The sequence below is a fragment of the Candidatus Pelagibacter sp. uisw_098 genome (assembly GCF_059512505.1).
In genome coordinates this window covers 1,282,259-1,296,223 of the sequence record NZ_CM183454.1, presented here as the reverse complement: position 1 = coordinate 1,296,223, position 13,965 = coordinate 1,282,259, and the positions used below count along the sequence as shown (strand labels likewise).

The 13,965-nt window shown below is 29.9% G+C and carries 15 protein-coding genes and 1 pseudogene; 5 read left to right on the top strand and 11 right to left on the bottom strand.

Going from position 1 to position 13,965, the window contains the following annotated elements; all coding sequences use genetic code 11:
* Position 1: 1 nt before the first annotated feature.
* The 4 genes from rpe to AC5YF9_RS07000 all read right to left on the bottom strand — a co-directional run bounded on the left by rpe (position 2) and on the right by AC5YF9_RS07000 (position 3,203).
* Positions 2–661: a ribulose-phosphate 3-epimerase gene (gene rpe, locus AC5YF9_RS07015; RefSeq protein WP_415303957.1), complete on the bottom strand. Its 660-nt coding sequence runs from the start codon at positions 659–661 to the stop codon at positions 2–4.
* A 47-nt stretch (positions 662–708) separates the two neighbouring features.
* Positions 709–1,053 (bottom strand): hypothetical protein, encoded by a 345-nt coding sequence (locus AC5YF9_RS07010; RefSeq protein WP_415303956.1) that lies wholly within the window; start codon positions 1,051–1,053, stop codon positions 709–711.
* Positions 1,054–1,125: 72 nt separating this feature from the next.
* Positions 1,126–2,940, bottom strand: coding sequence for a sodium:solute symporter family protein (locus AC5YF9_RS07005; protein WP_496169887.1), 1,815 nt, complete (start codon positions 2,938–2,940; stop codon positions 1,126–1,128).
* The gene (locus AC5YF9_RS07000; RefSeq protein ID WP_415286385.1) at positions 2,940–3,203 is read right to left on the bottom strand and encodes a DUF4212 domain-containing protein; all 264 of its coding nucleotides are present in this window, start codon (positions 3,201–3,203) and stop codon (positions 2,940–2,942) included. The genes AC5YF9_RS07005 and AC5YF9_RS07000 overlap by 1 nt, the downstream gene beginning before the upstream one ends.
* A 120-nt stretch (positions 3,204–3,323) precedes the next feature.
* On the opposite strand from AC5YF9_RS07000, the gene AC5YF9_RS06995 reads away from it, so the two are divergent.
* Positions 3,324–3,947: an esterase gene (locus AC5YF9_RS06995; RefSeq protein ID WP_415303955.1), complete on the top strand. Its 624-nt coding sequence runs from the start codon at positions 3,324–3,326 to the stop codon at positions 3,945–3,947.
* On the opposite strand, the gene acs is transcribed toward AC5YF9_RS06995, so the two are convergent.
* The 6 genes from acs to AC5YF9_RS06965 form a co-directional block, all read right to left on the bottom strand.
* Positions 3,944–5,986, bottom strand: coding sequence for an acetate--CoA ligase (acs, locus tag AC5YF9_RS06990; RefSeq protein WP_496169886.1), 2,043 nt, complete (start codon positions 5,984–5,986; stop codon positions 3,944–3,946). The two genes, AC5YF9_RS06995 and acs, sit on opposite strands and share 4 nt — an antisense overlap.
* Before the next feature lie 15 nt (positions 5,987–6,001).
* Complete coding sequence (locus tag AC5YF9_RS06985) at positions 6,002–6,415, bottom strand: EVE domain-containing protein (protein ID WP_415303953.1); 414 nt, start codon at positions 6,413–6,415, stop codon at positions 6,002–6,004.
* 97 nt (positions 6,416–6,512) lie between these two features.
* Positions 6,513–6,923, bottom strand: a complete 411-nt coding sequence (locus AC5YF9_RS06980) for a hypothetical protein (RefSeq protein WP_496169959.1) — start codon at positions 6,921–6,923, stop codon at positions 6,513–6,515.
* A gap of 11 nt (positions 6,924–6,934) precedes the next feature.
* Positions 6,935–7,519 carry a restriction endonuclease PLD domain-containing protein gene (locus tag AC5YF9_RS06975; protein ID WP_496169885.1) on the bottom strand — a complete coding sequence of 195 codons (585 nt, stop codon included), beginning with the start codon at positions 7,517–7,519 and terminating at the stop codon, positions 6,935–6,937.
* A 4-nt stretch (positions 7,520–7,523) separates the two neighbouring features.
* The gene (locus tag AC5YF9_RS06970) at positions 7,524–8,579 is read right to left on the bottom strand and encodes a DNA cytosine methyltransferase (protein ID WP_415303951.1); all 1,056 of its coding nucleotides are present in this window, start codon (positions 8,577–8,579) and stop codon (positions 7,524–7,526) included.
* Between the two features lie 49 nt (positions 8,580–8,628).
* Entirely contained in the window at positions 8,629–8,967 is a 339-nt protein-coding gene (locus AC5YF9_RS06965) for a hypothetical protein (protein ID WP_415303950.1), read from the bottom strand.
* A gap of 558 nt (positions 8,968–9,525) precedes the next feature.
* Between AC5YF9_RS06965 and AC5YF9_RS06960 the strand changes: the two genes are divergently transcribed.
* From AC5YF9_RS06960 to AC5YF9_RS06945, 4 genes and pseudogenes are all read left to right on the top strand, one after another.
* Entirely contained in the window at positions 9,526–10,770 is a 1,245-nt protein-coding gene (locus AC5YF9_RS06960) for an ATP-grasp domain-containing protein (RefSeq protein ID WP_415303949.1), read from the top strand.
* On the top strand, positions 10,767–11,879 hold the full coding sequence (locus tag AC5YF9_RS06955) for a mannitol dehydrogenase family protein (RefSeq protein ID WP_415303948.1): 1,113 nt from the start codon (positions 10,767–10,769) through the stop codon (positions 11,877–11,879). The genes AC5YF9_RS06960 and AC5YF9_RS06955 overlap by 4 nt, the downstream gene beginning before the upstream one ends.
* Positions 11,863–12,084: a hypothetical protein gene (locus tag AC5YF9_RS06950; protein ID WP_415303947.1), complete on the top strand. Its 222-nt coding sequence runs from the start codon at positions 11,863–11,865 to the stop codon at positions 12,082–12,084. The genes AC5YF9_RS06955 and AC5YF9_RS06950 overlap by 17 nt, the downstream gene beginning before the upstream one ends.
* 20 nt (positions 12,085–12,104) lie before the next feature.
* Positions 12,105–12,656 (top strand): annotated as a pseudogene (locus AC5YF9_RS06945) (inositol monophosphatase family protein); the annotation flags it as partial.
* A gap of 199 nt (positions 12,657–12,855) precedes the next feature.
* Here AC5YF9_RS06945 and tsaD read toward each other — a convergent pair.
* The gene (gene tsaD / locus AC5YF9_RS06940) at positions 12,856–13,929 is read right to left on the bottom strand and encodes a tRNA (adenosine(37)-N6)-threonylcarbamoyltransferase complex transferase subunit TsaD (protein ID WP_415303946.1); all 1,074 of its coding nucleotides are present in this window, start codon (positions 13,927–13,929) and stop codon (positions 12,856–12,858) included.
* Positions 13,930–13,965 lie beyond the last annotated feature (36 nt).

Genomic DNA, 13,965 nt, shown 5'->3' with positions numbered 1-13,965 from the left:
TCTAGCTTGATTTTAAAAGATCTATATTTTTTTTTATATTTCCATTATTATTTTTGAATACAGTAGTGCCAGAAACTAAAATATTTGCACCAGCTTCAATAGCCAACTTGTTATTATCAAAGTTAATCCCTCCATCAATCTCAATATCCAATTCTAAACTTTTTTTATCTTTTATCTTTTTTAATTCTTTAATTTTATCAAGTACTTCGGGCATAAATTTTTGCCCTCCAAACCCTGGGTTTACACTCATAATTAAAACTAAATCAATCTCATTTAACAAATTAGTTATTAAATCAATTTTAGTTTCAGGGTTTAATGAAACTCCAACCTTCTTATTTAAATTTTTGATATGTTGAATGGAGCTTTTCAAATCTTCTGTTGCTTCGGGGTGTATTGTAATAATGTCCGCTCCTGCATTAGCATAATCTTGAATATATTTATGAACAGGTGAAATCATTAAGTGAACATCAAATGGCAGCTTTGTATATTGTCTTAAAGCCTTAATAATTGGAGGCCCCATGGTTAAATTTGGAACAAAGTGACCATCCATAACATCAACATGAATCATGTCAGCACCACCTTTTTCTAGTCTTTTAATCTCATTACCTAATTGACTAAAGTCAGCAGATAAAATTGAAGGTGATATTTGTATTTTTTTCATTGATTACTAATATTAGTAGTATCAATTTTATTTTTAATTTGAATTAATTATTTGCCAAAAATACGATAAATTTCTGTAGCAATTTCACTTTCTAAAGGAAAAGATAACATTCCCATGACAGAATACCCTAGTAGGTAGGGCATAAGGTAAAATCTAATCATATAAAAGAACCAGGCTACGTAAAGAGGAACAAGAGGATCTATAATGAATGAAGGAGTTATAGGTTTAAATAATCTTATTAATGGGTTTGTTAATTTTACAAAAGCTTTCATAAAAAAAAATTCTGAGTTTTCTCGTTGAAAAATATTCATCGCAACTCTTCCAATTAGAGTCCACATTATAACACCTAAAATATAATCAATTATAAGAATAAAGGGATGAATTTCTGGCATAAATATAAAAAGGAATTTTGTTTAAAAATTTACTAAGGGGCGAAATAAATCGCCCCTTAATAATAAATTTAATTAGTGTTGTTTTCCAAGAATTGTTTTACCACTTGGAATACGAAGCTCGTCAATCATATCTTGAGTAGCTCTGTCTGGTGCTTTTGTTAGTAAACTAACAACTACCATAGAAACTAAACTAACCAACGATCCAAAGATACCGAATGTAAGTTGAGTAATACCCCAGAATCCAGCTCCACCAGTACGTACCCAAACTAGATACCAAGTACCAGCTGCTAATCCCAGAAGCATTCCTGCAACAGCACCAGGACCATTCGCTCTTTTCCACCATACACCTAGTACAAGTGGGAAGAACAATCCTGACATCGCAAAGTCAAAAGCCCAGATTACTGAACCTAAGATACCTTGGATACCCATTGCGGCAATAGTTGCTCCAGCAAAACCAATGATTACAAGTAATACCCTTGCAACAATTAATCTTTTCGCAGCTTCTGCTTTTGGATCAATGATCTTGTAGTACAAGTCATGAGACAAAGCATTTGCGATTGCTAAGATCAAACCATCGGCAGTAGACATGGCAGCGGCCATACCTCCAGCAGCAACCAGACCTGAGATTACATAAGGTAATCCAGCAATTTCTGGAGTAGCTAATACAACAGCTTTACCACCCATGAAAAACTCATTTAATTCAAGAGTTCCATTTCCGTTAAAGTCGCTGACAAACATCAGGTTAGCTTGGTTCCAGTTTTGATACCAATCTATCGCTTGAACTTCAGCTATTGATTTACCAATAATCCCTGTTGAAAGTGTTGGATCAATCAGTGATAGTTTTGATAATGTAGCTAACATTGGCGCAGTTGAGTATAAAATAAAGATGAAAAGTAGCGACCATGCTACAGATCTTCTAGCTGATTTTACACTTGGAGTAGTAAAGTATCTCATCATAACGTGAGGCAAAGAAGCTGTTCCCGCCATCATACAAATTGCTAGAGAAATGAATCCCCAGTTTGTTCCATTAACTGATGAGTGTGCTTTAGTTATTCCAGCCAAACCTTTCGGTACTGTAGCTAAGTCTGCAGCTGAGTTTTTCACAAACCCAAACTGACTTTCTAGTTCAGCAATTCTAGCCACTTCATCTCCCAACATTAAATGTGGGAAGAATCCAGCACCCATTTTACTACTGATCCAGAATACAGGAAGTAAGTAAGCAATAATTAAAACTATATATTGCGCAACTTGCGTCCATGTAACCGCTCTCATTCCACCAAGCATTGAACACATCAATATACTTGCTAATCCGACGTACACAGCAATTTCAAAAGGAATATCTAATGCTACTGAAGCAATAGTTCCTGTTGCATTTATTTGTGCAGTCACATATGTGAATGAAGCTACTGTTAATACTAGTACTGCAGAAAGTCTTGCTGCATTACCACCATATCGTGTACCAACAAAATCTGGAACTGTGTAACAGCCAAATTTTCTCAAGTAAGGTGCTAGTAAAGTAGATACAAGTATATAACCACCTGTCCATCCAACTAGTAGTGCCATATATCCATAGCCCTTAAAGTAAATACCACCTGCCATCGCAACGAATGATGCACCAGACATCCAGTCTGCTGCAGTAGCCATTCCGTTAAATACAGTAGGTACTTCTCTGCCTGCTACGTAGTAAGCGTCCATCTGAAGTGTACGTGATAACCAACCGATTATCGCATAGATAGCAATGGTGAATATAACAAAAGAAATTCCTATTGCTTTTGCAGACATTCCCATTTGTTCAGCAATCGCCATCAATATTATGAACCCTATAAAACCACCTGTATAGATTCCATAAACTTTTGGTAGATTGTCTATAAATTTACCTTTTATCATTAGCTATCCTCTCTTTCAGTGAAACCAAACTCTTCATCTATCTTCTCTTGTCTACCTGCAAACCAGAAATTCAAAATTACAAATGCTAATAATGAACCCTGACATGTCATATAATATGACAATGGGTAACCAAAAGGTTTGAAGCTAGATGCTTCCATTTCAGTTCCGAAAAAAAAGATGCCAATTGAGAATACAAACCAGATTGCTAAAGTAACAAACAGTAGCCCCCTAGTTTTTTCCCAGTGTTTTGCTTTATTTGACATTTTACTCTCCCTATATAGTTAAGAAAGAAACTTTAACCATAATGAGATAGATTGAAAGCCCTTAAAAAGGTCGAATTAGGGCCATTTTTGTAATATAAAGCATACAAAAGGTAGGTAAAATTGCTTAAATATAAACTTAAATTAAAAGACATAAAACTAGAAGATTTTAGAGTTTATTTATTTGCTTTGTTTAAAGGAGTTCTTCCAAAGAAAAAGATTAAGAATATAGAAGACCTTACACTGTTTATTCAAACAAAATCAGCATGGGTATCGCAGGTAACTCTATATAATTACTTAAAAACAAGAATGGGAACCAAGTGGGTATTACACTTTGATGATGAAGTATTCTTAGCATCCATTAACAAAGCTAAATGGAATATTTATTCTATAGCACTTCAGGATCTTACTTTTTATAGCCTATCGTATTTGAATGTTTTTTGTAATTATAAGGACATGAGTAAAGCCAATGAAGTTTATGATAAAATTTTGACCAAAGAAAAAAAAAATGAAATGCCAGAAGAAATTATTTCACAAGCAAAAGAAAAATTTGAAGAAAGATTAGAAAAGATTGATTGGAATACATATTATAAATCTTGGCCATTTAATGAAAGTGCTCTAACCTTATATAAGTGGGCACCAGTGGCTGATGAATTAAAAATTTTAGATAGAAAAATCGTGTTAAATTCTATGATCTTAAAATGGGAAAATATTGAAAAAGAATTTAAAGAATTAATTAAGATTTAAATATTTTTTCTATTATCAACTAAGCTTTGCACAACACTTGGATCGGCTAAAGTAGATGTGTCACCCAATTGATTATGCTCGTTAGCAGCAATTTTTCTTAAAATTCTTCTCATAATTTTTCCAGATCTAGTTTTTGGAAGACCAGGTGAAAAATGAATAATATCAGGCGTTGCAAGTGGTCCAATCTGTTTTCTAACCCAAAGTTTAAGATCTCTTTCAAGATCTAGATCTGATTTTTCTCCTAAATTTAAAGTAACATAGCAGTATAAACCATTACCCTTGATATCATGAGGATACCCAACAACTGCAGCTTCAGCAACTTTAGGGTGAGCAACAAAAGCACTTTCAATTTCAGCAGTTCCCAAATTGTGACCAGATACAATAATTACATCATCAACACGTCCTGTGATCCAGTAGTATCCGTCTTTATCTCTTCTAGCTCCATCGCCTGTAAAATATTTTCCATCAAATTGAGAGAAATAAGTATCAATAAATCTTTGGTGGTCACCATAAACAGTTCTCATTTGTCCAGGCCACGACTGTGAAATGCATAATCTTCCTTCACCGGCACCTTTTATTTCTTTTCCACTTTTATCAACTATAGAGGGCTTAATTCCATAAAAAGGTTTGGATGCAGAGCCAGGTTTTAAATTCATAGCACCTGTTTGTGGACTAATTAAAATTCCACCAGTTTCAGTTTGCCACCATGTATCAACTATAGGACATTTTGAATTTCCAACTGTTTTATAATACCACATCCAAGCTTCTGGATTGATTGGTTCTCCGACAGTCCCTAATAATTTTAATGATTTTCTTGAAGTTTTTTTAACAGGTTTGTTTCCCTCTCTCATTAAGGCTCTGATAGCCGTTGGCGCTGTATAAAAAATATTAACTTTATATTTATCGATTATCTGCCACCATCTTGAACTATCAGGATAAGTTGGAACACCTTCAAACATTATTGTTGTTGCACCATTAGCAAGAGGTCCATAGATTATATAGCTATGACCTGTTACCCAGCCAATGTCAGCAGTACACCAGTATATATCCTTGGGTTTATAATTAAAAATATGTTGGTGAGTCATTGATGTATAAACCATATAACCACCCGTTGTGTGTAAAACACCTTTTGGTTTTCCAGTAGATCCAGAAGTGTAAAGAATAAACAAAGGATCTTCAGCATTCATTTCTTCAGGATCACACTTGTTTGATACATCTTTAATTAAGTCATTATACCAAACGTCTCTTCCTTTAACCCAGTCGACTTTATTTCCTGTTCTTTTTACGACTATGCATTTTTTAACATCAGGGCATTTTCTTAACGCTTCATCTGTAATTTTTTTTAAAGGAATTGTTTTGCCAGCTCTTACCCCTTCATCAGCAGTAATGATGTACTCTGACTCACAATCATTAATTCTTGTAGTGATAGATTCAGCTGAAAATCCACCAAAAATAATAGAATGAACTGCACCAATCCTAGCACAAGCCAACATTGTTATCGCAAGTTCTGGGATCATAGTTAAATAAATTGTAACTCGATCACCTTTTTTTATGCCTAGTTTTTTTAAACCATTTGCAGCCTTAGAAACCTCTTTATGTAATTGCTTGTAAGAAATTTTTTTTGTATCTTTTGGGTTATCACCAACCCAGATAATCGCTGTCTTGTCTTTTTTATCTTTAAGGTGACGGTCTATACAATTGGCAGAAGCATTTAATGTTCCATCTTCATACCATTTAATCTTAACTTCTTTTTTACTATATTTAACATCTTTAATTTTTTTATAGGGCTTAATCCAGGTTATTCTTTTCCCTTCAGTTTTCCAAAAGTTATCATTATTTTTAATTGAGTCAGAATATTTTTTTTGGTATTTTGCTTTATTTATTAAAGCACTTTTTACCCACTCAGGTTTAGTTTTAAAAACCAATTCTTTTTCCTCAATTTTTTTTGAAACTTTTCTTTTAATAGGTTTTATTTTTTTCTTAACCTTGGAATTTTTAGGGATTTTTTTTTTTACTTTTGTTTTTTTTTGTTTTGGCATGAAATTTTTTAATATTTAAATATTACCCATCTTATTTAAAATTTTCCAGCTTTTAGAGTCAATTGGCATGACAGATAACCTGCTCTGTCTAATTAGTGATAAATGACTAAGATCCTTATTTTTTTTGACCTCTTCAAGTGTTACGCTCTTTTTTAACTTTTCTTTAAATTTTACTTGAACTGCCACAAAACGACCATCCTTGTCAGTCTTATCCAAGAAAGCCTCTTTAATAATCTCAACTATACCAACAATTTCTTTGCCAATATTTGAATGATAAAAAAAACAAAGATCTCCCTTTTTCATTCCTTTTAAATTTTTAGCTGCTTGATAATTTCTTACCCCATCCCAGGGAGCACCTTTTGCCCCAGCTTTTTTTTGTTGATCAATTGACCAAACATCAGGTTCTGATTTCATTAACCAGTAGTTCATCTAATTGTTTCTCCAATGTTTACTTACTTTATTCATACTACACATTTTGTTTTACACTATTTTTAACAAACACGTGACATGTTATGTGACATGTATTTTAAAATTCTAAGTAATAAGTTTTATCTTTTATTTTTTTAAGAGAGATGTAATCCTGGCCGTAATTCCTTAAAGTATCTATTGTGATTGTTTCTAGTCGCTCAAGGTGTCCTTCACGCTCCAATTTACCCTTGATATATTCCCCTAAGATTTCCCTATTATCTTTTGTCATAATTCCTTTATATCCATCAGAAGCTGTAATCATATTTAATTTGTAATATTTTTTATCATCAAAAACATAAGCAATGAATTTACCCACTGGATAATCTTTTGTTCTTTCACTCTTTTTTGATGTAATTTCTACTTCATACCATGGTCTAGGACTATATTTTCCAGTCTTTGGATTTTTTCTTCCTTTTTCAAAATATAGATTTAGAGATGATCTTGGTTGCTCATCTACTCGTAATTTAATCTTTGTTTCACTTAAAATTTTTGATTTAGGAAATGATGCTTTAGATATTTCATACTTAGATAATTTTTCTTTACTTTTTTTCTTCTTTTTTTTTTAATAGTAAGCTCAACATTATCTAGGTTTGCACATAATTCTTTTGAGGTAAAAAGATGATTTAAAAATTTAGAAATATGGTCTTTGCTACCTCTATCTAAAACAGAAGTATTGCATTCTAAATTCCCGTACATTCCAGTTCCAGAAAAATTAGATGAACCCACAAATATTAAATCATTTTGATCTTTTTTAAATTTATAAATCTTTCCATGATATTTTCTTAAGGTTATATAAACACCACTTTCATTGTTAATTTTTTTTAAATCTTTATTTAATTCTTCTAAAGTTTTTTTTTGATTTTTGCTTACACCTTCATGGTAAATCATCCCTACTAAAATTTTACAGAAGCCTCTTTTTGCTATCTCTAAGAGTTTATTTCTATTTTTTTCAATTGTCTGAGGATCAAAATAACCACTAGCTATCTCTAGTGAGTTAAAATTATCTATATTTCTAAATATTTCTTTTCCAAAATCGCCACCAAAGTCTTTTTCATTAGTAAACATATATTTACATATTAGGTTTTATATAAGCATATTCAATTTTGGCGAAAGTTTTAAGTATTGAATCGAATATGATTTTGGCGCCTTTTACAGGTACTGCCATTCCTATTTGTTTACGAACTTCCTCTTTTGAGCCAGTGAAGATGAAGTTGTCAGGAAAAGTTTGCAGTCTTGCTCTTTCTCTATTTGTTAAGGCTCTATTTTCTTTCCAGTGATACACATGTGTTCCACCACCACCACTGCCAGTTACTGTATAAGAAGGCTTATCAGGGTGTAACCTCCTGTAAATTTGACTGATCTTTGCTCCTTTAACATTTAATTGTAAATGCTTTGGTATCTCAGAATTAAAAGCATTCTTGCCTGGTTTAATATATTTTAATCTTTCAATTACTTGTTTCGAATTATTTGTTAGTTCGTTGTTATAAGCATTGACAGGTATATTATTCAATGCTTCCTTAGCGGTCATTATTTTATAATTAGGTTTAGGAACTTTAAATTTAAGGTTTAATTCTTTTTTAATACCCACAATAATTATTCTGTGTCGTGCTTGAGGAATTCCATAATCTTCAAACTTATATTTATGGACAGTCAAATTATAACCTTTGCCTGCACTCTCTAGATCTTTAAGAATTTTTAAAAAAGTTTTTCCTTCATTTGAACTTTTCATACCCCCAACATTTTCTGCCACAAACCAAGTAGGGTGGTATCTATTTATTAATTCAACTCCATAAGTATAGAGAGGTCCAAACTTTCCTTCAATACCTAGACTTTCACCAACATTGCTAAAATCATTACAAGGAAAACCATAAGCAAAGCAATCAAACTCTGGGAGAATAATTTTTTTTTTATCAACTAGATTGAAAAAGTTTTCAACTTTTTCACAAAACATGGCTTTTGTTTTAATGTTTTTTTCATAAGTATTGCAAGAAGCTTGATGGTAATCTGAGGCCCACGCATGCTCAATTGAGTGAATATTTTTTTTATCCTTAATCTTGCTTAAGCCCGCACCATAACCCATGCCTCCAGGTCCACTAAAAAATTCTGCAAGTTTAAATTTAGTCATAAATATTTATTACACTATTTCTAAAATTTTGCAGCTAAATAGTATTAGCTTAATATAAATCTTTATTGTGCCAGGTAAATAAATCTGCTTCAAAAGATACGTCTCTAAATTTTAGTAGTGCCTTATATTTTTCAAGTCTCTCTTCCTTTTTGACATTTTTTAAGTAGTTAAGAATTTGGTCGTATGTTAATCCTTTCAATCTATCTTTCTTAATATCTATATATTCTTCATATTCCATACCACAAACTGCATAACCTTTTTTTGGATTAATATGTTCTGAATAGCTAATAGTATCGTCGGTTTCCTTTAATACATCGTAATAGTGAATACATTGATTTTCCGACTCAAAAAGACAATCTCTTCTATAATCGAATAGTTCTAGTTGCATATATTGGGGGTTATTAAAATTCTGAAAATGAACTTTAACAATTTTTAATATAATAATTAAAAGTGGCAATATTTTGATTGATTTCGGACGTTAAAATCGTGCCATGTCATGTGACATGTATTGTGGGCCTTTAAGTGATATTAATCAATATTTTTAGAAAGGAAAGTAAAGTAAAAGTTGGTGGGTGTCCGTGGAGTCTTATCGGAGAACAACAAGTGTTGGTTTCATTAACCAATAGGATTTTGTCATAATTTATAGAATAAATTTTTTAATTAATTAACTAAACCTTTACCCAATTTCAAAGTGCTTTTATATAAATAATATTTTCTAAATATTAAACATATTTTTATTTAAGAATTTACTGTTTTATTAAATATAGCTCATTTTTTTTAAAATTATAAGAATCAGTATTGATAACGATACCACCAAAGATATCTTTCTTTTTATAGTAAATTTATCAAACACATACTTCACATTTGTATTTGTTAATTGGTTTTATCAAGTATATTATAAGAATAAGAATAACTTTAAAATTTAATTTAGTAAGCAAACTCCAAAATGAATAAAAAAAATATTACTAAAAATAAGTATATTTGGATTCTTGGTGGTGGAAGAATGCAATATTTTAATATTTTAGCCGCTAAAGAACTAGGATATAAAATTTTAATTACAGACATTAATAAAAACTGTTTTTGTAAATCTAATGCTGACTTATTTTTTCAAGTTGATATTTTTAACATTAAAAAAAATTTAGATCTTTTAAATAAAATTAAAAAAAAAATTGATATTAAATCTATTTTTGTTGCAGGTATTGATTGCACTATCACAGCTGCAACTTTAGCAGAAAAACTTAATCTAGTTACTTCAGGTGTAAAAATTGCAAAAATTACAAATAATAAATATTTATTTAGAAAATTTTTATTTAAAAATAATTTAATAGATTTCCCATTTTTAAAAATAAAAAATATAAATAAAAATATAAATAAAAATATTGAAAAAAATATTGGATATCCATTCATAATAAAAAATACTGATAATAGTGCTAGCAGAGGGATGCAAATAATTAAGAGCAAAGTTGAGAGTAAGAATTTAAAAAAAATCATTGCAAAAGCAATCAAGGTTTCAAGGTGTGGTTATTGTACGGTTGAAAAATATTTTACAGGAAGTGAACATACGGTAGAAACATTATTTGATATTAATGGAAAATTTTATCCATGCTTTATCACAGATAGATATTTTGATCACAGTTCGGGTAAAGCATTAGAAATAGGCCTGAGAAACCCAACACAATTGTCAGAAATTATGCAAAAGAAAATATTTAATTATTGTAAGAAGGTAGCCTCCAAGTTAGGTGTAAAAGTCGGACCTGCAAAATTTGATCTATTAATAGACAGAGGTAAACTAATTATATTAGAGATGACTACTAGATTGTCAGGTGGGTTTGATTGTCAAATCCTTGTGCCTGCAGCAACAGGAAAAAAGGTAATTGAAGCAGCAATGCAAATATCACTTGGACATAAATTTAATAAAAAATTATTAGATAAAAAATTTAATAGAACGGCATTAAGTACAACTGTTTGGCCGAGACCAGGTAAAATATTAAAAATAAAATACAAAAAACCTAAAATATCAAAAAACGACATTTTGGAAGTTATTTTTACAAAGAAAAGCGGTGATTCTATTCAAGATTATGAAAATTGTGCCGATAGACCGTGCTTTATTATAGGCGCATCCACAAATGAAAAAAAAACTATAGACTTAATCAATAAAGCAAAAAAATGTATACACATCATCACTAAATGAAAAAAAAATTATTAATCTATGGTGCTGGAGCAATAGGTAGGGGTTATCTGCCCTGGGTTTTTTCTGAAAAATTTTATGATTTGTACTATGTGGATGTAAGTAAATCTTTAATTTCAGATATTAAGAAAAAAAAATATTATCAAACATTTAAAATATCAAACAATAAATATATTTCAAAAAAAGTTTTTCCAAAGAAAATATATTTATTGAATGAAGAAATTGACTTTATAAACAATTTTGATTTAATAATTACCTGCGTAGGAACAAGACAGGTAAAAAATATAGTAAAAAACATTTCTTTTTTTAAAAAAGACATCCTTTGTTTAGAAAATGATCCAGATATTGTAGATTATCTTAAAAAAGAAAGTAAAAAGAAAAATATATATTTTGGAATTCCAGATGTAATTACGTCAAATACAGCCTCAAAAAAAATAAAAAAAATAAATAAACTTAATCTTATAACAGAAGATGGCCTTTGTTTTATAGATAGAAAATTAAAAATTAAAAATACAAAAGCTATTTTTTTAAATCAAAAAGAACTAAGAGTTCAATGGCTAGCTAAATTTTATATACATAACTCTTCTCACTGTATAGCTGCATATTTGGGAAATAGAATTAAAAATATATATGTGCACGAAGCTTTACAAAATACCAGGATAAAAAAAGTTATAAAAGATTGTATTTTAGAATTATCTAAAATGTTGATCAAAAAATATAGTTTAGATAAAAAATTTACTAAATTTTATGGATCAAAAGAGTTTAAAAGATTTTCAAATAAATTATTATTTGATCCAATATCTAGAGTTGCAAGAGAACCGTTTAGAAAACTTCAAAGAAAAGAAAGATTAATAGGAGCTGCAAACGAATGTTTGTCTGTAGGAATTAAACCCAATGCTCTTGCGGTAGGAATTTTATCAGCAATACAGTATAAAAATATTAAAGATGAAGATTCTGGTATAAAAATATTGAGAAAAGCACTAGATAAAAAAGAGTTTTTAAAAATAATTTTAAATCTACAAGATGGAGAACCTTTGCATCAGTTTTTACTTGAAAACTGGGAATCAAATTCCTTAAAACTTAACTCAATCAAAAATGACAATAGAAAATAAATTAATTTTAGCAATTAGAGCTGCAGTTAAGAGTGGAGAAATTTTAGTTAAAAATTATTCTGAGGAAACAAAATTTAAAATAAAATCTAAAATGAATAGGGATGTTTGCACAAAAATAGATATAGATGGTGAAAATATAATATTAAAAATACTTAAAAAAAAAAAGAAAAAACAAATTTTTTATTTGAGGAAAATGGATATCTAAAATACTTCAAAAAACCAAATTTTACATGGATCGTTGATGCTCTTGATGGGACAGTAAACTATATTCACAAAATACCTTATTTTTGCACATCAATAGCACTTAAGGATAAAAAAAAAATACTTTTTGGTGTAATTTTTAACCCTCTTACAAACGAACTATATTATTCTGACCAAAATGGTGGAGTTTTTAAAAATGCAAGCAGAATCTATATTGACGATTGTCCAATATCGGAAAGCTTGATTGCCGTATCTTTTTCATCGAGTCATATGAATAAAAAAAACAAAGAACTAGAATTATTTAAAAAAATGAATTTTATTTCACAAGGTGCTTTACGAACAGGTTCAGCAGGAATGAATTTAGCATATTTTTCTGAAGGAAAACTTTCAGCCTGTGTAGGCTTTCAAAATAAAATTTGGGATGTTGCTGGAGGATTAGCTTTAGCAGAAAAAAATGGAGCCCAAATATATTATAAGTATAAAAATAAAAATAAAACAATAATAAGCTTCATAGTTGCAAATAAAAATAATTTTAAAACTTTACGTGATTTATGTAAAAAAACATTAGATGAGTAAAAAATATCAAATTAAAACTAATGTTCATATTTCTAAAAAATTTTCTTAATAACATTAAAATAAATAAAAATATTTTTAGAGCATATTTTTCCATTAAAGAACATGACGACACAACTAAACAAAATAATTCTTTCAAGTTAAAAGCATTGATATGGATAAGTGCAACTAGTCAAAAATAATTTATATTTGTATATAATAGCTATAGTTTTACACCTGCACCCTTTAAAAAGACAGCATTTGCATCTAAGGGCCATCTAGGTTTTGCTGGACTATCTAATTCACTAAAATGTTTTAATTTAAATTTTTCTAGTCCAACCATTGCAATCATTGCCGCATTATCTCCACATAATTTAGTAGGTGGAAATATTGCTTCAAACCTTTCTTCCTTACAAAGATTAGTTAGAACTTCTCTAATTTTTTTATTTGCAGCAACTCCACCCGCAACTACGAATATATTTTTTTTTGCTACATTTATTTTTTTAAATTCTTCAAAAGCAATTTTACTTTTTTTATATAATATCTCTTCAATAGTTTTTTGAAAAGATGCTGCTAAGTCATATCTTTCTTGATCAGTTTTAATTTGTTTCGAGATTTTTAAAATAGCAGTTTTTAATCCTGAAAATGATAAGTTACAACCACCCCTATGAAAAATTGGCTTGGGCAATAAATATTTATTTGGATCACCTTTTTTTGCATATATTTCAATTTGTGGTCCACCAGGAAATTCTATACCTAATAATTTTGCTGTTTTATCAAATGCCTCACCCACAGCATCATCAATAGTTGTTCCTAATCTTCTATAATTTCCTAACCCTTGAACACTTAAAAATTGAGTATGACCTCCAGAAATTAAAAGTAGCAAGTAAGGATAGTTTAATTCAGAATTTAGTTTTGGACTTAATGCATGCCCCTCTAAATGATTAACAGCTATAAATGGTTTATTGAGGGAAGAGGCCATTGCTTTTCCAAAACTTAATCCAACAGATAGACAGACTATAAGACCTGGTCCTGCTGTTGCTGCTATAGCATCCAGATCTTCCATTTTTACTCCACTTTCATCAATTGCTTTTTTAGTGATTATATCTATTTTATCCATATGAGATCTTGCAGCAAGCTCAGGAACAACACCCCCAAATTCCTTATGAATATCAAATTGGCTTGAAACAATGTTTGATAAAATTGTTGGCATTCCTTGTTCATTTTCTGTTATGATAGAAGCAGCTGTTTCATCACAGCTTGATTCAATTCCTAGAATTAGGGGCTTTTTAATCATTAAATTAGTTTTTATTAATTATACATTCTCAATATA